Source organism: Bradyrhizobium barranii subsp. apii (assembly GCF_011516635.5).
In the GTDB taxonomy this organism is placed as follows: domain Bacteria; phylum Pseudomonadota; class Alphaproteobacteria; order Rhizobiales; family Xanthobacteraceae; genus Bradyrhizobium; species Bradyrhizobium barranii.
Window position 1 is genome coordinate 108,584 of record NZ_CP096255.1, and the last position, 23,146, is coordinate 131,729.

Genomic DNA, 23,146 nt, shown 5'->3' on the forward strand with positions numbered 1-23,146 from the left:
GACCTTGCTCCCTTGAATGACCCGCCCTCGATAGCAGAGGCAACGCCAGCTGCCCATTGGTTGCGGTGCATTCGCCTTGTAACCGTCATGAGAGCCTCATATGTTTTTGCCCCGGGGGCTGTCACCGGCGAGAACTCGCCGACGAGAACGCCAAAGGAGAGCACCATGGGTCTACTCGACGTCCTCAACGGCATGCAGAACGGCCCCCGCGGCCCGAGCACGCCCAGCTCTGAGCAATCCTCCGGCGGCATGTCGCCAATGACCATGGCGCTGCTCGGCCTGATCGCCTGGAAGGCCTTCAAGCATCTGACGGCAGGCCAGCCCGACGCGGCGCCGGCGCCGCAGCAGCGCTCGCCGCTGCCGCCTCCGACGCCTGTCAATACGGGCAGCAGCGCTATTCCCGGCGGCCCCGGTGGTAGCGGCGGCCTCAGCGATCTGCTCAAGGGTGGCCTCGGCGGCCTGCTCGCGGGCGGCGCGGCCGGCAGCGTGCTCAGCGGCGGCCTCGGCGATCTCCTCAACCAACTCCAGCAGGGTGGCCACGGCGAGACAGCGAGCACCTGGGTCGGCAAGGGCGAGAACAAGGCGATCGCGCCCGGCGATCTCGCCAGCGCCCTCGGCGCCGACCAGATCCAAAGCCTGTCCGCCCAGAGCGGCCTGTCGCGCGACGAGCTGCTCTCCGGCCTCAGCCAGTATCTGCCACAGGTGATCGACCACCTGACGCCGGACGGCCGGCTGCCGACCGAGAATGAGCTCTCGGGCAGACTTTAATCGAACCTTGATCTACGCATTCTCGGGAAGGGGAGCACTGACATGAGCATGGGCGGCCTGTTGTGGATCATCGTCGTCGGCTTCATCGCCGGCCTCATCGCGCGCTGGCTGGCGCCGGGACCGAACAACCCGAGCGGCTTTATCCTCACCACCATCCTGGGCATTGCGGGTGCGTTTCTTGCGACCTTCATCGGACAGGCGATCGGGCACTACAGCCCCGACCAGGGCGCCGGCTTCATCATGGCCACGATCGGCGCGGTGGTGGTGCTGTTCATCTGGCACCGGCTGGTCGCGAGCGGCGTGATAAAAGGGTAGTGGTGCGGGACGTCGGGCACGACCCGCCCTCGCACTCCGTCATTGCGAGGAGCCCTTGCGACGAAGCAATCCAGACTGTCCGCGCGGACGCTCTCTGGATTGCTTCGCTTCGCTCGCAATGACGAATTAAGTAATCAAATGCATCCCCGCATCCATGCGCACGACCTCGCCGGTCATGTTGCTCGACGCCGGCGTTGCCAGGAAGCAGACGAGCTGCGCGATGTCATTGGCGGATGAAGCGACCTTCAGCGGCACCTTCGCCACCACGCTGTCGCGCACCTGCTTGGCGCCGGCCTCGCCGCGGCCCTTGGTGAACCAGGGCGTGTCGATATAGCCGGGACACACCGTGTTGACGCGGATCAGCGGCGCCAGCGCGCGCGACAGCGACAACGTCATCGTGTTGAGCGCGCCCTTGCTCGCGGCATAGGCGATCGACGAGCCGACGCCGCTGATGCCGGCAACCGAGGACACGTTGACCACGGCGGACGGCCGCTCCGAAGCCTTCGCGCCGGCCTCGAGCAGGCTGCGCGCCGCGCGCACCATCTGGAACGGGCCGATCGTGTTGACGCCGTACAAGCGCTGGAAATCTTCAGCCGACAATCCATCGAGATCGGCATGCGCAACATGCTTGGTGATGCCGGCATTGTTAACGAGCACGTCGAGCCCGCCCCAGCCGCTGGCTACCGCAACGATCTTGCGGCAATCCTCGTCGCGCGAAACGTCGCCCTGCGCGACCAGGACTTCCGCCGCCCCCGCCCTGCGGCAGAGTTCGGCCGTGGCCTCGGCTTCCTTCTGGCTCGAAGAATAGTTGATGACGAGCCGCGCCCCGCTCCGCGCGAGAATTTCCGCGGTCGCTGCACCAAGTCCGGATGCGGACCCGGTCACGATTGCGCACAAGCCGTCTTTTGCCATCCGGATTTCCTTCCCCTTGATTGAATGCAAGCCTTAAGCAGCTGGCCCTGTTTAGCGAGTTTGCCGCGCCCTGCAAATCGAGCAAACTCCGCTAAGCGGAATTAGTCCATAGCAGCTCTTGCGCCCATGCCGGAGCCGCAGATGGGCCTGCGGTCAACGCTTGTCAGGGCCATGGCTTTTTCGGATCATCGGGCGCAAGAAGAGACCGCGCGCCGCGCCGACCGGACGGAACGCGCCAATGGCAAAACACGGGGAACGCTGTGGCGGAGAGTGACAATATCGTCGTCGAGACCGCGGAGAAAATCTTCGCCGATCTCGCCGATCCGCAGACCATCAACAACGACAAGAAGGGTTCGTGGCAGGCGCCGCTGTGGCAGGCGCTGAGCGAAGCTGGCTTGCCCTTGTCCTGGGTGCCTGACGATCTCGGCGGCTCCGGCGCCAGCCTTGCCGACGGTTTTGCGCTGCTGAACGCCGCCGGCCGCTTCGCAGTCGCGGTTCCCCTGGCCGAGACCATGCTCGCAGGCTGGCTGCTTGCGCAGGCGAAAATCGCCTCCCCGGAAGGTGAGATGACGGTGTTGCCGGCCTCGCCGAAGGACCGCATCACGCTCGATGCCGACGGCGCGCTCTCCGGCCGCGCCCGCGGCGTGCCCTTTGCCAAGGCTGCGAAGCACTTTGCGGTGCTGGCGCACGGCAAGGATGGGATCTCGATTGCCTTGGTCGATGCGAGCAAGGGCCGGATCGAATCCGGACTCAACGTCGGCTACGACCACAGCGATACCGTGACGCTCGACAAGGTCCAGCCCGTCACCGTCAAGCCCGCGAAGGGCTTTGACCAGACCACGCTTATGCTGATGGGCGGCGTCGCGCGCAGCCTTCAGATCGCGGGCGCGCTGGAAGCGATGCTCGACATCTCCGTGCGCTATTCCAACGAGCGCGTCGCGTTCGAGAAGAAGATCTCGAAGTTTCAGGCCGTGCAGCACAACCTCGCCCGTCTCGCCGGCGAATCCGCCGCGGCGCTTGCGGCCGCGACGTCGGCAGCCGATGCCATCGCGAACGCAAAATCGTTTGACGGCGAGGTCTATCTCGAGGCTGCCTCGGCAAAGATCCGCTGCGCGGAAGCCGCGGAAAAAGGCGGCGCCATCGCGCATCAGGTGCACGGCGCCATTGGCTTCACCAGCGAGCACATCCTGCACCGCTTTTCGCTGCGGGCGCTGGCCTGGCGCGACGATTTCGGTTCTGAGAGTCACTGGGCCGTCGAGCTCGGCAAGCTGGTGGCAAATCGTGGCGCCGACGAATTGTGGCCGCTCGTGGCTTCGCGCTGATCAGGGGACGAGACAACAATGACCGCTGCCCTTCGTTTCGATCCGATCCGCCTGCCCGAGAAGTGCGAGCAACTGCGCAAGGAAGTGCGCGCCTTCCTCGCCGAGGAAATCGCCGCCGGCACCTTCGATCCGCACAAGCCCAACCGCGAAGACACCGACGCGCCGGAATTTTCCCGCCGGGTCGGGGCCAAGGGCTGGCTGGGCATGACCTGGCCGAAGAAATATGGCGGCCAGGAGCGCTCCTTCCTCGAACGCTACGTGGTGACCGAGGAAATGCGCGTCGCCAACGCGCCGACGCGGCGTTTCTTCGTCGCCGACCGCCAGAGCGGGCCGGTGCTGATCAAATACGCGCCCGAGCATATCAAGATGGACATCCTGCCGCGCATCTGCCGCGGCGAGATCTGCTTTGCGATCGGCATGAGCGAGCCGAACTCCGGCTCCGACCTGTTCGCGGCCAAGACGCGCGCGACCAAGACCGACGGCGGCTACCTCATCAACGGCACCAAGATCTGGACCTCGTCGGCGCACATCGCCGACTACATGATCGCGATCTTCCGGACCTCGCAGCCGACCAAGGAAAACCGCCGTCACGGCCTGACCCAGTTTTTGGTCAAGATGAAGCAGCCGGGCATCCAGGTGAACCCGATCGGGCAGATCACCGGCCAGTACGAGTTCAACGAGGTCGTCTTCACCGATTTCTTCGTGCCCGATGATCACGTGCTCGGCGAAGTCGACGGCGCCTGGAAGCAGGCGACGAGCGAGCTCGCCTATGAGCGTTCGGGCCCCGAGCGTTTTCTAGAGACGTATTACGTGCTGACCGAGCTGGTGCGCGCGGTCGGCCCCAATCCGGACACGCGCAGCGCCGAAGGCATCGGCCGGCTCGTGGCGCAGCTCCACACCATGCGGCGCATGTCGGTCTCGGTTGCGGGCATGCTGCAGGCCGGCAAGGAGCCGGTGGTGGAGGCGTCCATCGTCAAGGACATCGGCACGGTCTGGGAGCAGCAGCTTCCGCACCGCGTGCGCGATCTCGCCGCCTTCGTCGAGGAGACTGCGACCAACCGCGAGACGCTGGAGCGGCAACTCGACTTCGCCATCAAGACCGCACCGAAACTCACCATCCAGGGCGGCACCACCGAGGTGCTGCGCGGCATCATCGCGCGCGGACTTGGCCTGCGCTAGTCGCGCGGACTTGGTTTGCGCTAATTCAATCGAGGATCGTCATGAGCACCTATCAAGATATCGGCGTCGAAAAAGTTGGCCACGTCGGCACCATCGAGATCCGCCGCCCGCCGCTGAACTTCTTCGACATCTCGCTGATCAACCAGATCGCGGATGCACTCGACGAGTTCGATCGCGACATCGAGATCCGCGCATCCGTGCTGTCGGCACAAGGCAAGGCATTCTGCGCCGGTGCCAATTTTGGCGATCCAGCGCGGCAGGCGCAGGAAGCGCGCGAGGCCGAGAAGAAGGGCGACCCGGCCGACAATCTCGGCCCGATCAACCATCTCTACATCCAGGCCGTGCGCATCTTCCGCGCCAAGAAGCCGATCGTCGCGGCCGTCCAGGGCGCAGCCATCGGCGGCGGGCTCGGTCTCGCGGTGTCGGCCGACTTCCGCGTCACCTGCCCGGAAGCGCGCTTCTCCGCGAACTTCACGAAGCTCGGTTTCCATCCCGGCTTCGGCCTGACCGTGACGCTGCCCGAGCTGATCGGCAAGAACAACGCCGAGCTGATGTTCTACACCAGCCGCCGCGTCACCGGCGAAGAGTCGGTGAAGTGGGGCCTCGCCAACGAGCTGGTGCCGCAGGACCAGGTGAAGGCCGGCGCGATGAAGCTCGCCGCCGAGATCGCCGAATGCTCCCCGCTCGGCCTCCTCTCCACCCGTGCCACGATGCGCGCCAACCTCGCCGACCGCGTGATGGCCGCGACCAACCACGAACTTGGCGAGCAGACACGGCTGCGTGCGACGGAAGACTTCAAGGAAGGCGTCAAGGCCACCGAAGAGCGCCGCGCGGCGAATTTCAAGGGAAGGTGATTGCAGCGGCGTCTCGCCGTATTACTTTGGCATTGCCACAACCTTCCTGTCGTCCCTGCGAAAGCAGGGACCCATAACCACAGGGAGGAGTTGTGGCGCGAAGCTGGTCAACACGAGTCTTCGCCAAACCACTCCCTGTGGTTCTGGGTCCCTGTGTCTTGGAAGCCTGTCATGATGGAGTGGGCGGGAAGCCGTTGGGTCCTTGGCGCTTGACGCCGTGATCCGGCCCGGTCTCCCGCCCGTTCCATCTATCAACCTGAACAGTTGCACGAGGCTGCGGCAACAGACCTCGCATCACAGGGACAGGCACCGTGATCATACCCCTTCGTTACGTCGGAATCGACGTCTCCAAACAACATCTCGATATCTTCGATGAGGGCTTGGGTGTGCCGGAGCGCATCGCCAACGCGCCGCAGGCCATCACACAGATCGTGGCGCGTTGGCGATGCGACGTGCTGGTCGTCTTCGAGGCAACGGGTGTCTATGATCTCGAACTTCGCGAGGCGCTGGGTCAGGCCGGTATCCGCTTCGCGCGGATCAACCCGGCCCGGGCTCGCGACTTTGCGCGCGCCAGCGGCCAGCTCGCCAAGACCGACCCGATCGATGCGAGGATGCTGGCGGCCTTTGCGCGGGCCCTGAAGCCAGCCACCGAGCAAATTGCCAATCCCGCCCGCAATGCCTTGGCGAGGCTCGCAAAACGGCGGGATCAGCTGGTCCTCATGCGTGCGCAGGAGAAGAACCGGCGCAGCGAGGCCGACGACCGTGCCATGGCCGATCGTATCGGCCGTCTCATCGAGGTCCTCGACGGCGAGATCGCCGAGATCGAGGCCGACATCAGCACGCTGATCAAGACCGAGCCGGAGATCTCGGGCGATGCGCAGTTGATACGTTCACTTCCTGGCGTGGGTCCCGTAACCTGCATGCAACTGATCGCGCAGATGCCGGAACTCGGAAAAGTGGGACCGAAGCAGGTGGCAGCGCTAGCCGGCCTGGCTCCCTTCAACGTGGCTTACCGTGGCAAACGTAAGATCGCCGGGGGCCGAAAGCGCGTCCGTGATGCCCTTTACATGGCTGCTCTCAACGCGGTCCGCCGGGCCGATCCGTTCAAGGTCTTTTACGTACGATTGCGACAGGCCGGCAAACCAGCCAAACTCGCCCTCATTGCCGTCGCCAGGAAGCTGCTGACGGTCCTCAACGCCATGATGCGCGACAGGAAGCCCTACCTGAACGTCAAGCCGACATAACAGTTGCCGGATCTGCGCTTCGCTTGTCCGGGACGACGGCGGTATGTGTGGCAACCGCTCACGCCGCAAGCCGGAACGTCACCCCGCCGAGCAGAAACTCGTTCCCCGCAACCGCGAGTCCCTTCGCCTTCGCGGCATGCAGCACGCTTGCGGCATCCGCCACCTGAAACTCCAGCGCGCTCATGATCTCGCTGGCGCCCTTCACGAAATGGAAGGTGGCATTGGGCAGTTTCAATTCGGCGCCGCCACTCGGTACGACCCCGATGATCTTCCCCCAATGTTCCGCGAGCCCCTGAGGATCCGGGCTCTGCATCTCCACGCCCGTCAGCGCCTGCGTCACATCCTTGCGGATGAACTTTTGCCAGTCCGGCCCCGCGGGCGGATACGGCCCCAGAATATCGTCGCTGCCTTTGGTATGGTTGAACTCGATGAAGGCGGCGCGGCAGTCGCGGGGGTGGAGCTGGACGCCGTGATAGGGCGCGTGGTCGATCACGTTGGCGGTGCGCACGCCCATCGCATTGGCGTTGCGGCCGCGTTCGTCCGGATCGTTGCAGCAGAAGATCGCCATATAGCCGCCGCGGCCGCCGGTCTTCTCGATGAAGCGGCCGGCGGTGGTGCCGCCTTTGAACGGCGCGACCACCTCCAGCAGGATCGTGTCGACCGGGAGCAGTGCGTTCTCCAGGCCGTATTTGGCGACATTGCTATCGCGGTAGCAGACGTCGAGGCCCATGATCCCGGCGATGTCGGAGACCACAGGCGCGAGCTGCGGCGCGACGAGGCAGATCTGCCGGAGCCGCATATAGGGCGCCATCGTCATGCGCCCTTGAACGTCGGCTTGCGTTTTTCGACAAAGGCCTTCGCGGCTTCCTTGTGATCCTCGGTGTCGCTGCAACGGGTGTGATGGATCGCCTCGCCGTCGAAGCAATCTTCCAGCGCCAGATGCTCGGCGTTGTTGATGTTGCGCTTGATGAAGCCGAGCGCGATCGATGGGCCCTGCGCCAGCGACAGCGCGAGCTCGTGCGCGGCGGCATCGATCTCGGCGTCGGGAACGACTTTTGTCACCATGCCGATCGCATGCGCTTCTTTCGCGGTCAGCACCGGCGACATCAGATAGAGCTCGCGCGCCCGCGCACTGCCGAGCAGCTGCGTCAGGAAATAGGTGCCGCCATAATCGCCTGAGAAGCCGACCTTGGCGAAGGCGGTCGTGATCTTGCAGGATTCGCTGGCGATGCGCAGGTCGCAGGACAGCGCCATCGAAAGGCCGGCGCCGGCTGCCGCGCCGTCGAGCTGCGCCACCACGGGCTTCGGCATCTGGTGCAGGATGCGCGAGACCTCCATGCCGCGGCGCAGGTTCGCCATTTTCACTTCGAACGGCAGCGGCGCACGGCCTGCCGCCATCGACTTGACGTCGCCGCCGACGCAGAACGAGCCGCCTGCGCCTTTGAACAGCACGGCGCGCACCTCGGGATCGTCGGCCGCGCGCAGCGCGGCCTCGACCAGCCCGGCGACCATGTCAGGGTTGAGCGCGTTCTTCCGCTCCGGGCGATTCATCGTGATGGTGAGCAGCCCGCCTTCGAGCTTTTGCAGGACCATGTCGTTCATGGAACGTCTCCCTTGTTGTTGTTTTGCTCGGGCCTCAGCCACACCCGTCATTGCGAGGAGCGAAGCGACGAAGCAATCCAGACCGTCTCTGCGGAAACATCTCTGGATTGCTTCGCTTCGCTCGCAATGACGATCTCTATTTCTTCACCAGCGGGCAGCGCGACTGCTCCAACGACTGGAACGCCTCGTTGCCGGGCACGGTGGCGAGCAGCTTGTAGTCGTCCCAGCGGCCCTTGGACTCCGACGGCTTCTTGACCTCGAACAGGTACATGTCGTGGATCATGCGGCCGTCCTCGCGGATCTTGCCGTTCTTGGCGAAGAAGTCGTTGATCGGTGTCTCCTTCATCACCTTGATGACCGCAGCCGAGTCGGTCGTGCCCGCGGCCTTCACGGCCTTCAGGTAATGCGTGACGGACGAATAGACGCCGGCCTGCGCCGAGGTCGGCACGCGCTTGGTGCGCTCCATGAATCGCTTCGAGAACGCGCGCGTGTCGTCGTTGAGGTCCCAGTAGAAGGCTTCGGCGAGCAGCAGGCCCTGCGCGGTCTCCAGCCCGATCGAATCGATGTCGGAGACGAAGGCGAGCAGCGGCGAGACCTTCTGGCCGCCCTTGGTGATGCCGAACTCAGCCGCCTGCTTGATGGCGTTGACGGTATCGCCGCCGGCGTTGGCAAGGCCAATCACCTTGGCCTTGGACGCTTGAGCCTGGAGCAGGAACGACGAGAAATCCGAGGTGTTGAGCGGATGGCGCACGGCGCCGAGCACCTTGCCGCCGGTCTTGGTGACGACGGCGCTGGTGTCCTTCTCCAAGTCCTGGCCGAAGGCGTAGTCGGCGGTGAGGAAGAACCAGCTGTCGAGGCCGGACTTGACGGCGGCAAGACCGGTCACGTTGGCCTGGCCGTAAGTGTCGAACACGTAGTGGACGGTGTAGGGACCGCAGGCCTCGTTGGTGAGACGGATCGAGCCCGGGCCGTTGAACATGATGATCTTGTTGCGCGCTTTCGCGATCTCGCCGGCGGCGAGCGCAGTGGCCGAGGCCGCGACGTCGTAGATCATCTCGACGCCCTGGTTGTCGAGCATGTCGCGGGCGATGTTGGCGGACAGGTCAGCCTTGTTGAGATGGTCGGCCGCCAGCACCTGGATCTTGCGTCCCAGCACCTCGCCGCCAAAATCTTCGACGGCCATCTTGGCCGCGGTCTCGCTGCCGGGACCGGTGATGTCGGCATAGAGGCTCGACATGTCGAGGATGCCGCCGATCTTCAGCGGCGGCTTGTCCTGGGCCTGCGCGGCGGCGCTCGCACTCAGGGCAAACGCTGCGGCAAAAATGCCCGACAAAATATGCTTCATCGAAAAAGACCTCCCTTATCGCGCCGTGCTCTGATGGCGGCTTGGTTATTGCTGTTGCCGCAATCATGCCGCATGCGCAAGTGCGCAGCAAGCGCGAGGGCGTTGCGGGCGCATGATTGCCGCACATGTTTTCCGCAAAGCGGAATGGCATGTTGCGGCGAAATGTTTCCACCGTCATTGCTGTGCAAGTTCATTAATTCGCTGATCGAGTGTGCGGCAATGGCGACGCGTCATGCGAACTGCCGTAGGGTGGGCAAAGGCGCGCTCTTCGCGCCGTGCCCACGAGCCCGCGCGACAAATCAAAGACGTGGGCACGCTTCGCTTTGCCCACCCTACGATAGCCTTCGCGGTTCGCCACGTTTGCGTTAGAACTAGAGCACAACGCAACCTTTCCGGGCACCGTGACGCGACTGCTTCATCTCATCGTCGCACTTCCTCTCGTCGCCGGTCACACCGCGTTCGCCGCAACGTGCCAGTTCGAGTCCCAAGGCGACGGCCGCGTCGCCGCAATCGTCGATGCGCGTGGCGTGCGTCTCGACGACGGCCGCGAGGTGCGCCTCGCCGGGATCGAGCCAACCGCAACGACGAAGCAGGCGCTGACGTCGCTGCTCATCGGACGCGACGTCACGCTGCGCGGCACCGACGACACGCCCGACCGCTACGGCCGTCAGGGCGCACTCATCTTCGTCGGCGAAAGCGAGGCCCCCATCCAGGCCGTGCTGCTCGCCCAGGGCGACGCCCTCGTCTCCGCCGAGATCGCGGACAAGGACTGCGCGGCGGCCCTGACGGCGGCGGAGACCGAGGCGCGGCGCCAAAAAAAGGGCAACTGGGCTGACCCGTCGGCCATAAAAAACGCGGAAAGTCCGGACGATATTTTGGCCGGGATAGGGCGCTTTATGGTGGTCGAGGGCAAAGTCCTGTCGGTCCGGCAAGCTGGGGCAATCACCTACCTCAACTTCGGACGGAACTGGACACGCGGCTTTGCCGTGACTATTTCAAAGCGTTCGCAACCCGCGTTCGAGAATGCCGGGATCACTCTTAAGTCCCTGGAAAATCGACGCATTCGCGTCCGGGGCTGGGTCGAGGGGAATACAGGGCCGCGCATCGATGTGCGCCTTGCGGGGCAGGTCGAGTTGCTGGGCGCAAACGAGCCGACAGGGGTAAGGCCCTAAAAGGGCCAGGCACGGGTTAAGCGACGTGGATGGGGTGCTAGAACGGCACGTATCGAGTGAACGCCGCCGCCTGCGGGCTGCGCCGGCGGCGCTGTGCCTCGTGCTGGGCTCAGCCCTTGCCGGTTGCGGCGACATGAACCGGTTCCAGACCGCGGCGGCCCCGCCGACCGTGGCGATGCCCAAGCCGAAACCGGCCGTCGCGCAGACCCCCGCCACCGAAAAGGAGCACGAGCGCATCCTGGCGAGCTATGGCGGCACCTATGACGACCCCAGGCTCGAATCGCTCGTCAGCAAGACCGTCGACCGACTCGTCGCGGCGTCCGACCGCCCCGACCAGGGCTATAAGGTCACCATCCTCAATTCCGGCGCGGTGAACGCGTTCGCGCTGCCGAACGGCCAGCTCTATGTCACCCGCGGCCTGCTCGCGCTCGCCAGCGACACTTCGGAGTTGTCCTCCGTGCTCAGCCACGAGATGGCGCATGTGCTGTCCAAGCACGCCGCGATGCGCGAGGACCAGGCCCGCCAGGCCGCGATCGTCACCCGCGTCGTCACCGACATGAGCAACGATCCCGATCTCACCGCGCTTGCGCTGGCCAAGACCAAGCTCACCATGGCGAGCTTTTCGCGCAACCAGGAGTTCGAGGCCGACGGCATCGGCGTCGGCCTTTCCGCCAAGGCACATTTCGACCCCTATGGCGCCGCCCGCTTCCTGTCGGCGATGGAGCGCAATGCCGAGCTCAAGGTCGGCAAGACCTCGCTCGATCCGCGCGCGCAGGATTTCACCTCGTCGCATCCGGCCACCCCCGAGCGCGTGCAGAATGCGCAGACCATCGCACGGCAATATGCGGCGCCCGAGGGCGCCGAGCGCGACCGCGAGACCTACCTCGCCGCGATCGACAACCTCGTCTATGGCGAAGATCCCAGCGAAGGTTTTGTGCGCGGCCGGCGTTTCCTGCACCCGAAACTCGGCTTCACCTTCCAGGCGCCGGACAATTTCACGCTCGACAACACCGCGCAGGCGGTGATCGGCGTGCGCGACGGCGGCTCGCAGGCGATGCGCTTCGATGTCGTGAGGGTGCCGGCCGAGCAATCGCTCGGCGATTACCTGAATTCCGGCTGGATGGAGGGCGTCGAGAAGGCCTCCACCGAAGACATCACCATCAACGGTTTTCCGGCTGCGTCCGCCACCGCCAAGGGCGATCAGTGGCAGTTCAAGGTCTATGCGTTGCGCTTCGGCAGCGACGTCTATCGCTTCATCTTCGCGGCACGGCAGAAATCGACCGAGAGCGAGCGCAACGCGCGCGAGACCGTCAATTCATTCCGCCGCCTGACGCTCGACGAGATCCAGGCCGCGCGCCCCCTGCGCATCAAGGTCATCACCGTGCAGCCCGGCGACACCGTGGAATCGCTCTCCCACCGCATGGCCGGCGTCGATCATCCCGCCGAACGCTTCCGCGTGCTGAACGGGCTCGATCGCAACGCGCAGGTGAAGGTGCGGGATCGCGTGAAGGTCGTGGCGGATTGACGCGCGCTAAGCGCGCGTCATCCCGGGGCGCGCTTAGCGCGAACCCGGGATCTCGGGCGACAAAGACAGTGCCGTAGGGTGGGCAAAGGCGCGTAGCGCCGTGCCCACGATCCGTCAATGATAGCGACAGATGGTGGGCACGCTTCGCTTTGCCCACCCTACGAGACCTGCTCTGCCGAGCTACCGCGCCTTTTCCTTCAGAAACGCGATGATGTCAGCACGATCCCGCGCGTCCGGGACGTCGAAGAACATCTTGGTGTCCGGCACCATGGCCTGCGGTCCGGCCAGCCATTTGTCGAGATTGTCCTCGGTCCAGACGATCCCTGAGTTCTTCAGATCGGCCGAATAGTCATAGCCGGGCACGCTGCCCGCCTTGCGACCGACCACGCCCTTGTGCATCGGGCCGACTGCGTTCTCATTGATGGAGTGACAATCTGCGCAGCCCTTGTAGAGCGTTTGGCCGCGCGCGGCGTTGCCGGTGGCGTGGGCAAGCCCGGTCGAGAAAACGATCGCGACGATGGTGAGGACCAGGCTTACGGTAAGGACTAGCCCGCCTTATTCGCGAGAGGGCGCCTGAGAGGCTGGCGAGCGTGGTGTAAAGCGCTGATGCGGCGTAGGATTCGGTTGCGAAGCCAACCCCATCACCTCAACCGCGAACGCCACGCCCGCCATGACCGATGATACGATTCTGCCCTTCTCGTTTCCAGCCGTTCACGCCAAGAAAGTCACAGCTGCCTTCGATGGTGGACGCCTAACCTCGAATGGGGGCGTGATGCTTCTGGCGATGGCCGAGCGGCGTCTCGGTTTGGCCGACAATTTGGCCCGGGTGTTCCCGGATCGGCGCGATCCGACGCGGGTCGTGCACAGCCTTGTCGATATGTTCCGCGCGCGCATGTTCGCGATCTGCTGCGGCTACGAGGACGCCGACGACCTCGATCATCTGCGGTCCGATCCCGCATTCAAGCTGGCCTGCGGACGGCTGCCGGACAGCGGTCGCGATCTGTGTTCCCAACCGACGCTGTCGCGTCTGGAGAATGCTCCGCGCCTGCGCGACGTGATCCGACTGACCTACACTTTGGTCGACGCATGGATGGATAGCTACCCGCGCGAGCCGGCATCCGTCACGCTCGACATCGATGATACCTGCGATGTCGTCCACGGCCATCAGCAGCTCTCGCTGTTCAACGCTCATTATGACGAACGCTGCTTCCTGCCGATCCACGTCTACGACACGGAGAAGAGCCGGCCCGTGGCGGTCGTGCTGCGGCCCGGCAAGACGCCGGGCGGCGTCGAGGTGCGTGCCCATCTGCGCCGCCTGATACGGCATATCCGGACGCGGTGGCACAAGACGCGAATTACGTTCCGTGGCGACGGGCACTATGCTCGGCCGGAGGCCATGACGTGGTGCGAGAACAACGGCATCGACTACATCTTCGGTCTGTCCGGTACCAAGCCTCTCGCCAGAAAAGTCGACGAGGTCGCCGACGACATTCGCACGCGACGCGCCATCGAGAACCTGCCTGTTCTGCGCGGCTATACCGAGACGCGCCACAAGGCAAAGTCCTGGGATCACGAACGGCGCACTGTCGCCCGTATTGAGGCGACGATGCTCGGCCTCGACATCCGCTTCGTCGTCACCAGCCTCGATGTCGGCTCGGCCGAGTGGATCTACGACAGCCTGTATTGCGCGCGCGGCCAAGCCGAAAATCTGATCAAGCTGCATAAGACGCAGCTCGCCTCCGATCGCACCAGTTGCCGTTCGGCGCTCGCCAACCAGGTCCGTCTCGTTCTCCACACCGCCGCTTATTGGTTGATGCTTACCGTGCGCGGCGCCATTCCCAAAGTCCGGGAATTGGCCGCCGCCGAGTTCGCGACGCTGCGTCTTCGTCTCTTGAAAATCGCAGCCCGGGTCGTCGAAACCGCGAGCCGCATTCGCCTTGCGTTCGCCGCGGCATGCCCCGAAGCCGACCTCTTCCGCAGCTTGCCCGGCGCGCTGCTCCCGCTCGGCCCGTAACCGACCGGGCCTGCGCCCGCTCACCCGCCCCACTCCTCCAACGCGTACAAAACAGCTTGATGTAGAACCCGGTGACAAAAGGCCGGACGGTCACCCACGCCAGCCGCCAGCCCCAGTCAGACGTCAAGAACGACCGTGCTCTCGTGAATAGATCGGGCTAGGCTTGCAAAACTTTGCGGGTGGACGGGATTGGACCGGACGTTCATGGAATCTCCTGCTTGCGTCGCCGCAAACAGGATCGTCCGGCCTGAATTTTATTCCCGTCCGCTGGACGCGGCTTAGGCGCCCGCGTCCATGTCGCCCGCCTCGCGCTGGCCGCTGAGCCAGAGTGCGAGCAGGGTCCAGAACGCGCCGGACAGCAGATAGGCGCCTGAAGCGATGACGCCGAGATTGGTGGCGAGCAGAAGCGCCACCAACGGCGCGAAGCCGGCACCGAACAGCCAGGCCATATCTGAGGTCAGCGCGGAAGCCGTGTAACGGTATGCCTGCCGGAAGTTCGAGGCGATCGCGCCCGAGGACTGGCCGAAGGAGAGACCCAGCAGGATGAAACCGATCACCATGTAGATGGTCTCGCCGAACGCGCCGGCATCGAGCAGCTGCGGAGCAAAACCGCTGTAGATCGCGATCGCAATCGCCGATCCCATCAGCAGCGATTTGCGGCCGACGCGGTCGGCGATGACGCCGGAGGCCACGATCGCCGCGACGCCGAACACGGCGGCGACGATCTCGATGATCAGGAAGCGCACCGGGCTTTCGCGGGTGAACAGGAACACCCAGGACAGCGGAAACACCGTGACCATGTGGAACAGCGCGAAGCTTGCGAGCGGCGCGAATGCACCGAGCATGATGTTCTGGCCTTCGCGCGCGACGGTCTCGGAGATACGCGCGGGCTGCAATTCGCGGGTCTCGAACAACGAAGCATATTCTTCCGTCGTCACCATGCGCAGGCGCGCGAACAGCGCCACGACGTTGATGGCGAAGGCGACGAAGAACGGATAGCGCCAGCCCCAGTCGAAGAAGTCGTCGGCCGAGAGGTTACCGGCGAAATAGGCGAACAGCGCGCTCGCCACGATCAGGCCGAGCGGGGCGCCGAGCTGCGGCACCATCGCGTACCAGCCGCGCTTGGAGGGCGGCGCGTTCAGCGCCAGCAGCGAAGCCATGCCGTCCCAGGCGCCGCCCCAGGCCAGACCCTGCGCGATACGCGCCAGCGCCAGCAGCCAGATCGCGGCGCTGCCGATGTCGTGATAGCCGGGCAGGAACGCGAGCGCGACTGTGGCGGTGCCGAGCAGAAACAGCGCCGAGACCAGCTTGGCGGTTTTGCCGTACTCGCGATCGACCGTCATGAAAATGACGGTTCCGATCGGCCGGGCCACGAAGGCCAGCGCGAAGATCATGAAGGAATAGAGGGTGCCGGTCAGCTCGCTGGTGAACGGGAACACCAGGCGCGGAAACACGATCACCGAGGCGATCGCGTAGACGAAGAAGTCGAAGAATTCCGAGGTGCGGCCGATGATGACGCCGATGGCGATCTCGCCGGGACTGGCCTGGTCGTGGCCGTGCTCGCCCGAGTGGAGGTCTGCCATTGCGGGGGTCTGTGCCGTCGCCATTCGTGCGCCCTTAACGTCCTGAAAACCAAAGCCGACCGCCCGGCGGGGCGCCAGGCAATCTGCCCCTGTCTGACCCAACATTCCGCAGTGCAACATTGGACAAATTGTCCAATGTCCGGATTGCTGCGCCGCAGCTACCCCTTGGGCCCGCAAAGGAAACTCATTCTCATAAGGCTCGGCCCGTGTCCCGTCTCAAGATCCTGGCGCTGCTACCTCTGGCAGCTGCGCTCAGCGGCTGCAACTACGTCGTGCTGGCGCCTGCCGGCGATATCGCAGCGCAACAGCGCGACCTCGTCATCATCTCCACCGTCCTGATGCTCCTGATCGTCGTCCCCGTGATGGCGCTGACGGTGCTGTTTGCCTGGCGCTACCGCCAGTCCAACACCTCGGCCCGCTACGAGCCGGATTGGGACCACTCGACCAAGCTCGAGCTGGTGATCTGGTCGGCGCCGCTGCTGATCATCATCTGCCTGGGCGCGCTGACCTGGATGGGCACGCATCTGCTCGACCCCTATCGCAACATCGGCCGCATCCATGCGGAACGCGCCGTGGACCAGTCCAAGGCTCCGCTCGTCGTCGATGTCGTCGCGCTCGACTGGAAGTGGCTCTTTATCTACCCCGATTACGGCATCGCCACCGTCAACGAGCTCGCCGCGCCGGTCGACCGCCCGATCAACTTCCACATCACCGCCTCCTCGGTGATGAACTCGTTCTACATCCCCGCACTCGCCGGTCAGATCTACGCGATGCCGGGCATGGAGACGTCGCTCCACGCCGTGATCAACCACGCCGGTACCTACAAGGGTTTTTCGGCGAACTACAGCGGCGCCGGCTTCTCTGGCATGCACTTCAACTTCCAGGGCCTCGACGACAAGGGCTTTGACGCCTGGATCGCGCAGGCCAAATCGGCCGGCGGCTCGCTCGGCCGCGCCGAATATCTCCAGCTCGAAAAGCCGAGCGAGAACGAGCCGGTGCGCCGCTGGGGCACCGTCGATTCCGACCTCTACCGCCTGATCCTCAACATGTGCGTCGAGACCGGCAAGATGTGCCAGAGCGAGATGATGGCGATCGACGCCAAGGGCGGCAACGGCCATGAGGGCCTGAACAACACACTGCCGCTGGCCTACGACAAGTACGCCCGCCGCGGCAGCCCGCTCGGGCCGGAGCCGACCTTCGTCGCCGGCACCTGCACGCCCGATGCGCCGCAGGGCAGGACCACCGCCTCCATCACGGCACCCGCCGACACCGCGCCGCTGCTCGGTGCCGGCCTGAAGCGGCCGATCTTCACGCCGCTGAAGTCCTCGTCCTTCTTCCTCGGACAACGTCCGAAGTCAGACTCCTAAAGAGAGCTCGCATGTCTCCTGATCTTCTCAAGCTCATCTTCGGCCGTCTCGGCCTCGATTCGCTGCCGCTGCACGAGCCGATCCTGGTCGGCACCTTCGTGATGGTGGCGCTCGGCGGCGGCGCACTGTTCGCCGGCATCACCTATTTCCGCCTCTGGGGCTATCTGTGGCGCGAGTGGTTCACCACCGTGGACCACAAGCGCATCGGCATCATGTACATGATCCTCGGCATCGTGATGCTGCTGCGCGGCTTCGCAGACGCGCTGATGATGCGCGCACAACAAGCACTCGCGTTCGGCGGCTCCGAAGGCTTCCTCCCCGCCCATCACTATGACCAGGTCTTCACTGCCCATGGCGTGATCATGATCTTCTTCGTGGCGATGCCGCTGGTTACGGGCCTGATGAACTATGTCGTACCGCTCCAGATCGGAGCACGCGACGTTTCATTCCCGTTCCTGAACAATTTCAGCTTCTGGATGACGGTCGGCGGCGCGGTGCTGGTGATGGCTTCGCTGTTCATCGGCGAATTCGCCCGCACCGGCTGGCTGGCCTATCCGCCGCTGTCGAACATCGGCTACAGTCCTGACGTCGGCGTCGACTATTACATCTGGGCGCTGCAGGTCGCAGGCGTCGGCACGACCTTATCCGGCATCAACCTGATCTGCACCATCGTCAAGCTGCGCTGTCCCGGCATGACCATGATGAAGATGCCGGTGTTCACCTGGACCGCGCTCTGCACCAACATCCTGATCGTCGCCTCCTTCCCCGTCCTGACCGTCGTGCTCGCGCTGCTCTCGCTTGACCGCTACGTCGGCACCAACTTCTTCACGAACGATTTCGGCGGCAGCCCGATGATGTACGTGAACCTGATCTGGATCTGGGGTCATCCCGAGGTCTACATTCTGGTTCTCCCCGCCTTCGGCATCTTCTCGGAAGTGAACTCGACCTTCTCCGGCAAGCGGCTGTTCGGCTACACCTCGATGGTCTACGCCACGGTGGTCATCACCATCCTGTCGTACCTGGTCTGGCTGCACCACTTCTTCACGATGGGCTCGGGCGCCAGCGTCAACTCGTTCTTCGGCATCACCACGATGATCATCTCGATCCCGACGGGCGCGAAGATGTTCAACTGGTTGTTCACGATGTATCGCGGCCGCATCCGCTTCGAGCTGCCGATGCTGTGGACGATCGCCTTCATGCTGACCTTCGTGCTCGGCGGCATGACCGGCGTGCTGCTCGCAGTGCCGCCGGCCGACTTCGTCCTGCACAACAGCCTGTTCCTGATCGCGCACTTTCACAACGTGATCATCGGCGGCGTGGTGTTCGGCGCGTTCGCCGGCATCAACTACTGGTTCCCGAAGGCATTCGGCTTCAAGCTCGATGTGTTCTGGGGCAAGCTGTCGTTCTGGTTCTGGGTCACCGGCTTCTACATGGCCTTCATGCCGCTCTATGCGCTCGGCCTGATGGGCGTGACCCGCCGCCTGCGCGTGTTCGACGATCCGTCCTTGCAGATCTGGTTCGTCATCGCCGCGATCGGCGCCGGCCTGGTCTTCCTCGGCATCCTCTGCATGCTGATGCAGTTCGCAGTCAGCTTCCTCAAGCGCGAGCAGCTCAAGGACGTCACCGGCGATCCCTGGGATGCACGCACGCTGGAATGGGCGACCTCCTCGCCCCCGCCGGACTACAACTTCGCCTTCACCCCCGTCGTTCACGACAATGACGCGTGGTGGGACATGAAGAAGCGCGGCTATCAGCGTCCGCTCTTGGGGGTCAAGCCGATCCACATGCCCAGCAGCACCGGCACCGGCATCATCCTCGCCGGCCTCGCCACCGCGATGGGCTTCGGCCTGATCTGGTACATCTGGTGGCTTGCCGCCGTGAGCTTCATCGCGATGCTCGCCGTCGGCATCGGTCACACCTTCAACTATCACCGCGACTTCGACATCCCGGCCGACGACGTCATCCGGACCGAGGACGCGCGCACCAAACTGCTCGCCGGAGCCAAGTAAATGACTGTCGCTGTCAATCCTACCCAAACCGGCGAGCCGGTCTTCTATCTCGCCGACGAACACCCGCATCCGGAAGGCTACAGCACCCCGCTCGGCTTCTGGATCTACCTGATGAGCGACTGCCTCATCTTTGCGATGCTGTTCGCCACCTTCGGCGTGCTCGGCGGAAACTACGCCGCCGGCCCCGCCCCGAAGGACCTGTTCGAGCTGCCGCTGGTCGCGGTGAACACCTCGATGCTGCTGCTGTCGTCGATCACCTATGGCTTTGCCATGCTGACGATGCAGCAGAACAAGATCGCCCAGACCCAGATGTGGCTGGCGATCACTGGCCTGTTCGGCCTCGCCTTCATCGGCATCGAGCTCTCCGAGTTCGCCCACATGATCCATGAAGGGGCGACCCCGCAGCGCAGCGCCTTCCTGTCCTCCTTCTTTACGCTGGTAGGCACCCACGGCCTGCACGTCAGCTGCGGCCTGATCTGGCTGGTCACGTTGATGGTGCAGGTCTGGAAGTTCGGCCTGATCGAAGCCAACCGCCGCCGCCTGATGTGCCTGTCGATGTTCTGGCACTTCCTGGACGTGGTCTGGATCGGCGTCTTCACCTTCGTCTATCTCCTGGGAGTTCTGCGATGAACACCGATACCCACGCCGCCCACGCGGACGGCCATCACCACGGCGACGACCACGCCCACGGCACGTTCTCGACCTACATGCTCGGCTTCGTGCTCTCGGTCGTGCTGACCGCGATCCCGTTCTGGCTGGTGATGAGCGGCGCGCTGCCGAGCAAGCAGATCACCGCGCTCGTCATCATGGCCTTCGCTGTCGTGCAGATCGTCGTGCACATGATCTACTTCCTGCACATGAACACCAAGTCCGAGAACGGCTGGATCATGATGGCGCTGATCTTCACCATCGTCATGGTGGTGATCGCGCTGTCCGGTTCGCTGTGGGTGATGAACCACCTCAACAGCAACATGATGCCGATGCACCAGATGACGGGAATGAAGTGAGCGCGACTCCGGAGTGAGCAAGGCTTGAAAGTGAGCAAGGCTTGGACCGTGACAGGCAGGGACAAGGACGCGCGTCGCAACGCTGCGCGTCCGCGCCTGTGGCTCACGGTCCTCTCGCTCGTGGCCTTTGCACTTCTGATCGCACTCGGCGTCTGGCAGATCGAGCGCCGTGCCTGGAAGCTGGCGCTGATCGACCGCGTCGAGCAGCGCGTCCATGCCCCGGCCCAGCCGATCCCGTCGCCCGCGGCCTGGCCGACCGTCTCCACCGCAAACGACGAATACAGGCACGTCAGCCTCACCGGACGCTTCCTGCATGACCGCGAGACATTGGTTCAGGCGGTCACCGAGGAAGGCCCCGGCTATTGGGTGCTGACGCCGCTTCAGCGCGGCGACGGCACGCTGGTCCTGGTCAATCGCGGCTTCGTGCCGTCCGAGCGGCGCGACGCATCGACGCGCCAGAGCGGCAATCCGGACGGGCAGGTCGAGATCACGGGCCTGCTCCGCATGACGGAGCCGAAGGGCGGATTCTTGCGGAACAACGTGCCCCAGCACAACCGCTGGTACTCGCGGGATGTCGCCGCGATTGCGGCAGCGCGCGGCCTCGACCATGTCGCACCCTTTTTCGTCGATGCTGACGCCGGATCACAAACCACCAGCGGCCCGATCGGCGGATTGACCGTGATCAGCTTTCCCAATAACCACCTGATCTACGCGCTGACGTGGTTTGCCCTGGCTTTCATGCTGGCGGGTAAACTTTTCGTCACATTCGGCGGCGGGCTGTTCCGCCGCAAGCGCTTCGTCCACGAACCGGCCGGCGGCTCCGATGCCTCCGCCCGCAGGACGGGATCAGATGCTGGAACGATCGTCGAATCTACCTGACGACGGAATGACGCATGACGCCGTCACGCTGCAATCGCAGGCGGACGCGCGCAGCGAGCTGATCGGCGTTGCGCCGACCGACGACGAGACCAACCGCAAGAACATGGCGCTGCTGATCCAGCTGCGCTGGACCGCGGTGGTCGGGCAGATCGTGACCATCGGCGGCGTGCATTTTGGCCTGGGTATTCCCCTGCCATTGGAACGGATGGGCGCGGTGATCGGCGCGCTGCTGCTGCTCAACGTCTCCAGCCTCGTCTGGGTGCGCCATCGCGCCGCGATCACCAACAACGAGCTGCTGGTCGCCTTGATGCTCGATGTCGCCGCGCTGACCGCGCAGCTCTACCTCAGCGGCGGCGCCACCAATCCCTTCACCTCGCTGTTCCTGCTCCAGGTGACGCTGGGCGCGGTGCTGCTTAATGCCCGTTCGACTTGGTCGCTGGTCGCACTGACCTGCGCGAGTTTCATCTGGCTGACCATGGCCTACCGGCCGCTCGACCTGCCGCCGAACCCGATCAGCGAGGCCTACAGTCTCACCGTAACAGGCATGCTGCTGGGCTTCGTCCTCAACGCCGTGCTGCTGGTCGTGTTCGTCACCCGGATCAACAGGAATTTGCGCGAGCGCGATGCGCATCTGGCGGCATTGCGCCAGCATGCGGCCGAGCAGGACCACATCGTCCGCATGGGCCTGCTCGCCTCCGGCGCTGCGCATGAACTCGGCACGCCGCTCGCCTCGCTATCGGTGATCCTCAGCGACTGGCGCCGCATGCCCGATCTCGCCGCCGATCAGGAACTTGCCGAGGATCTCGCGGAGATGGAAACCTCTCTGCAACGCTGCAAGACCATCGTGACGGGCATCCTGGTGTCGGCGGGCGAAGCGCGCGGCGAAGGCTCCTCGCCGACGACGGTGACGGCCTTCGTCACCGCGCTGGTGAACGAGTGGCGCGACGCACGCTCGGCCCGCACGCTCTATTTCGTCAACACGTTCGGCGAGGACGTCGCGATCGTCTCTGACATCGCGCTGAAGCAAGTGATCTTCAACGTGCTCGACAATGCCTATGAGGTCTCGCGCGAATGGGTGGAGCTGCTGGCCGAGCGCGAGGGCGACAATCTCGTGCTGTCGATCAGCGATCGCGGCCCGGGCTTTGCGCCGGAGATGCTGGCGCAGCTCGGAAAACCCTATCACTCGAGCAAGGGCCGCGCCGGCGGCGGGCTCGGCCTGTTCCTGGTGGTGAACGTCGTGCGCAAGCTCGGTGGCAGCGTGACCGCCGAGAACCACAGGAAGCGTGGCGCCACCGTCCGCCTGACGCTGCCGCTCGCAACGCTCGCGATCGGAGGAACTTTTGACGCCTGACCGTTCGCTCATCGTCGTCGAGGACGATGCCGGCTTCGCGCGCACGCTGAAACGCTCGTTCGAGCGCCGCGGCTACGACGTCGTCCTCGCAGCTTCGATCGAAGAGGTGCGGAAGGTGCTGGAGGAGCGATCCTTTGGACACGCGGTGGTCGATCTCAAGCTCGGCGGCGCCTCGGGCCTCGCCTGCGTGGAACTGCTGCACACGCACGATCCGGAGATGCTGATCGTGGTGCTGACCGGCTTTGCCAGCATCTCCACCGCCGTCGAAGCGATCAAGCTCGGCGCCTGCCACTACCTGGCAAAGCCGTCGAACACCGACGATATCGAAGCCGCCTTCAACAAGGCCGAAGGCAACGCCGAAGTCGCACTCGATGCCCGGCCGACCTCGATCAAGACGCTGGAATGGGAGCGCATCCACCAGACGCTGATCGAGACCGATTTCAACATCTCGGAAGCGGCGAGACGATTGGGCATGCACCGGCGCACGCTGGCAAGAAAGCTCGAGAAGCGGCCGGTGAAGTGAGCAAACGTAGGGTGGGTTAGCCGTGCGGCTGCGCGAAGCGTAGTCGCTCGGCGTAACCCACCGCTTTAATTTCCGCGGTGACAGAAGCGGTGGGTTACGCTTCGCTAACCCACCCTACGAAGTACGAAACTCAAAACAAAAAAGCCGGCCAACCGGCCGGGCTTTTGATTGCTTG

Annotated in this window: 22 protein-coding genes; 16 read left to right on the plus strand and 6 right to left on the minus strand. The window is 64.4% G+C overall.

The features are described 5' to 3' along the window. Positions 1 to 165: 165 nt before the first annotated feature. Positions 166 to 768: a YidB family protein gene (locus tag HAP41_RS00515; protein ID WP_166065307.1), complete on the plus strand. Its 603-nt coding sequence runs from the start codon at positions 166 to 168 to the stop codon at positions 766 to 768. 42 nt (positions 769 to 810) lie between these two features. Beyond that, the gene (locus tag HAP41_RS00520) at positions 811 to 1,083 is read left to right on the plus strand and encodes a GlsB/YeaQ/YmgE family stress response membrane protein (protein ID WP_080586664.1); all 273 of its coding nucleotides are present in this window, start codon (positions 811 to 813) and stop codon (positions 1,081 to 1,083) included. A gap of 126 nt (positions 1,084 to 1,209) precedes the next feature. On the opposite strand, the gene HAP41_RS00525 is transcribed toward HAP41_RS00520, so the two are convergent. Then, entirely contained in the window at positions 1,210 to 1,995 is a 786-nt protein-coding gene (locus tag HAP41_RS00525) for an SDR family NAD(P)-dependent oxidoreductase (protein WP_135215910.1), read from the minus strand. 260 nt (positions 1,996 to 2,255) lie between these two features. On the opposite strand from HAP41_RS00525, the gene HAP41_RS00530 reads away from it, so the two are divergent. The 4 genes from HAP41_RS00530 to HAP41_RS00545 all read left to right on the plus strand — a co-directional run bounded on the left by HAP41_RS00530 (position 2,256) and on the right by HAP41_RS00545 (position 6,594). Next, the gene (locus HAP41_RS00530) at positions 2,256 to 3,317 is read left to right on the plus strand and encodes an acyl-CoA dehydrogenase family protein (RefSeq protein ID WP_166065274.1); all 1,062 of its coding nucleotides are present in this window, start codon (positions 2,256 to 2,258) and stop codon (positions 3,315 to 3,317) included. Between the two features lie 18 nt (positions 3,318 to 3,335). Beyond that, positions 3,336 to 4,496: an acyl-CoA dehydrogenase family protein gene (locus HAP41_RS00535; protein ID WP_008133127.1), complete on the plus strand. Its 1,161-nt coding sequence runs from the start codon at positions 3,336 to 3,338 to the stop codon at positions 4,494 to 4,496. 41 nt (positions 4,497 to 4,537) lie between these two features. Continuing rightward, the gene (locus HAP41_RS00540) at positions 4,538 to 5,350 is read left to right on the plus strand and encodes an enoyl-CoA hydratase/isomerase family protein (protein WP_166065239.1); all 813 of its coding nucleotides are present in this window, start codon (positions 4,538 to 4,540) and stop codon (positions 5,348 to 5,350) included. A 311-nt stretch (positions 5,351 to 5,661) separates the two neighbouring features. Next, positions 5,662 to 6,594: an IS110 family RNA-guided transposase gene (locus HAP41_RS00545; RefSeq protein ID WP_166065194.1), complete on the plus strand. Its 933-nt coding sequence runs from the start codon at positions 5,662 to 5,664 to the stop codon at positions 6,592 to 6,594. Between the two features lie 58 nt (positions 6,595 to 6,652). Here the strand turns inward: HAP41_RS00545 and HAP41_RS00550 are convergent, their stop codons facing one another. From HAP41_RS00550 to HAP41_RS00560, 3 genes are all read right to left on the minus strand, one after another. Beyond that, positions 6,653 to 7,405 (minus strand): VOC family protein, encoded by a 753-nt coding sequence (locus HAP41_RS00550; RefSeq protein ID WP_166065157.1) that lies wholly within the window; start codon positions 7,403 to 7,405, stop codon positions 6,653 to 6,655. A gap of 2 nt (positions 7,406 to 7,407) precedes the next feature. Further along, complete coding sequence (locus tag HAP41_RS00555) at positions 7,408 to 8,196, minus strand: enoyl-CoA hydratase (RefSeq protein ID WP_166065133.1); 789 nt, start codon at positions 8,194 to 8,196, stop codon at positions 7,408 to 7,410. Between the two features lie 136 nt (positions 8,197 to 8,332). Then, positions 8,333 to 9,541 (minus strand): ABC transporter substrate-binding protein, encoded by a 1,209-nt coding sequence (locus HAP41_RS00560; RefSeq protein WP_135216454.1) that lies wholly within the window; start codon positions 9,539 to 9,541, stop codon positions 8,333 to 8,335. Between the two features lie 401 nt (positions 9,542 to 9,942). Between HAP41_RS00560 and HAP41_RS00565 the strand changes: the two genes are divergently transcribed. Together HAP41_RS00565 and HAP41_RS00570 are read left to right on the plus strand one after the other, a co-directional pair. After that, the gene (locus HAP41_RS00565; RefSeq protein WP_166065101.1) at positions 9,943 to 10,713 is read left to right on the plus strand and encodes a thermonuclease family protein; all 771 of its coding nucleotides are present in this window, start codon (positions 9,943 to 9,945) and stop codon (positions 10,711 to 10,713) included. A gap of 133 nt (positions 10,714 to 10,846) precedes the next feature. Further along, on the plus strand, positions 10,847 to 12,238 hold the full coding sequence (locus tag HAP41_RS00570) for a M48 family metalloprotease (protein ID WP_028151370.1): 1,392 nt from the start codon (positions 10,847 to 10,849) through the stop codon (positions 12,236 to 12,238). A gap of 180 nt (positions 12,239 to 12,418) precedes the next feature. On the opposite strand, the gene HAP41_RS00575 is transcribed toward HAP41_RS00570, so the two are convergent. Further along, positions 12,419 to 12,769, minus strand: coding sequence for a c-type cytochrome (locus HAP41_RS00575; protein ID WP_175618208.1), 351 nt, complete (start codon positions 12,767 to 12,769; stop codon positions 12,419 to 12,421). Positions 12,770 to 12,908: 139 nt separating this feature from the next. Between HAP41_RS00575 and HAP41_RS00580 the strand changes: the two genes are divergently transcribed. After that, positions 12,909 to 14,252: an IS1380 family transposase gene (locus tag HAP41_RS00580; protein WP_166065068.1), complete on the plus strand. Its 1,344-nt coding sequence runs from the start codon at positions 12,909 to 12,911 to the stop codon at positions 14,250 to 14,252. 278 nt (positions 14,253 to 14,530) lie between these two features. Here the strand turns inward: HAP41_RS00580 and HAP41_RS00585 are convergent, their stop codons facing one another. After that, positions 14,531 to 15,859 (minus strand): MFS transporter, encoded by a 1,329-nt coding sequence (locus HAP41_RS00585; protein ID WP_166065056.1) that lies wholly within the window; start codon positions 15,857 to 15,859, stop codon positions 14,531 to 14,533. Positions 15,860 to 16,041: 182 nt separating this feature from the next. Between HAP41_RS00585 and cyoA the strand changes: the two genes are divergently transcribed. Genes cyoA through HAP41_RS00620 form a run of 7 tightly spaced genes read left to right on the plus strand, consistent with a single transcriptional unit; the run spans position 16,042 to position 22,971 of the window. Further along, positions 16,042 to 17,202, plus strand: coding sequence for a ubiquinol oxidase subunit II (cyoA, locus tag HAP41_RS00590; protein ID WP_166065034.1), 1,161 nt, complete (start codon positions 16,042 to 16,044; stop codon positions 17,200 to 17,202). 11 nt (positions 17,203 to 17,213) lie between these two features. Beyond that, positions 17,214 to 19,211, plus strand: a complete 1,998-nt coding sequence (gene cyoB / locus HAP41_RS00595; RefSeq protein ID WP_166064998.1) for a cytochrome o ubiquinol oxidase subunit I — start codon at positions 17,214 to 17,216, stop codon at positions 19,209 to 19,211. Then, the gene (cyoC, locus tag HAP41_RS00600) at positions 19,212 to 19,841 is read left to right on the plus strand and encodes a cytochrome o ubiquinol oxidase subunit III (RefSeq protein ID WP_166064965.1); all 630 of its coding nucleotides are present in this window, start codon (positions 19,212 to 19,214) and stop codon (positions 19,839 to 19,841) included. Further along, entirely contained in the window at positions 19,838 to 20,218 is a 381-nt protein-coding gene (cyoD, locus tag HAP41_RS00605; protein ID WP_166064940.1) for a cytochrome o ubiquinol oxidase subunit IV, read from the plus strand. The genes cyoC and cyoD overlap by 4 nt, the downstream gene beginning before the upstream one ends. A gap of 30 nt (positions 20,219 to 20,248) precedes the next feature. Continuing rightward, complete coding sequence (locus HAP41_RS00610) at positions 20,249 to 21,097, plus strand: SURF1 family protein (RefSeq protein ID WP_166064934.1); 849 nt, start codon at positions 20,249 to 20,251, stop codon at positions 21,095 to 21,097. Beyond that, positions 21,069 to 22,448, plus strand: a complete 1,380-nt coding sequence (locus HAP41_RS00615) for an ATP-binding protein (RefSeq protein WP_063980645.1) — start codon at positions 21,069 to 21,071, stop codon at positions 22,446 to 22,448. Before HAP41_RS00610 ends, HAP41_RS00615 begins: the two co-directional genes overlap by 29 nt. Further along, on the plus strand, positions 22,438 to 22,971 hold the full coding sequence (locus tag HAP41_RS00620) for a response regulator transcription factor (RefSeq protein ID WP_014490373.1): 534 nt from the start codon (positions 22,438 to 22,440) through the stop codon (positions 22,969 to 22,971). The genes HAP41_RS00615 and HAP41_RS00620 overlap by 11 nt, the downstream gene beginning before the upstream one ends. The last annotated feature ends 175 nt before the right edge of the window (positions 22,972 to 23,146 follow it).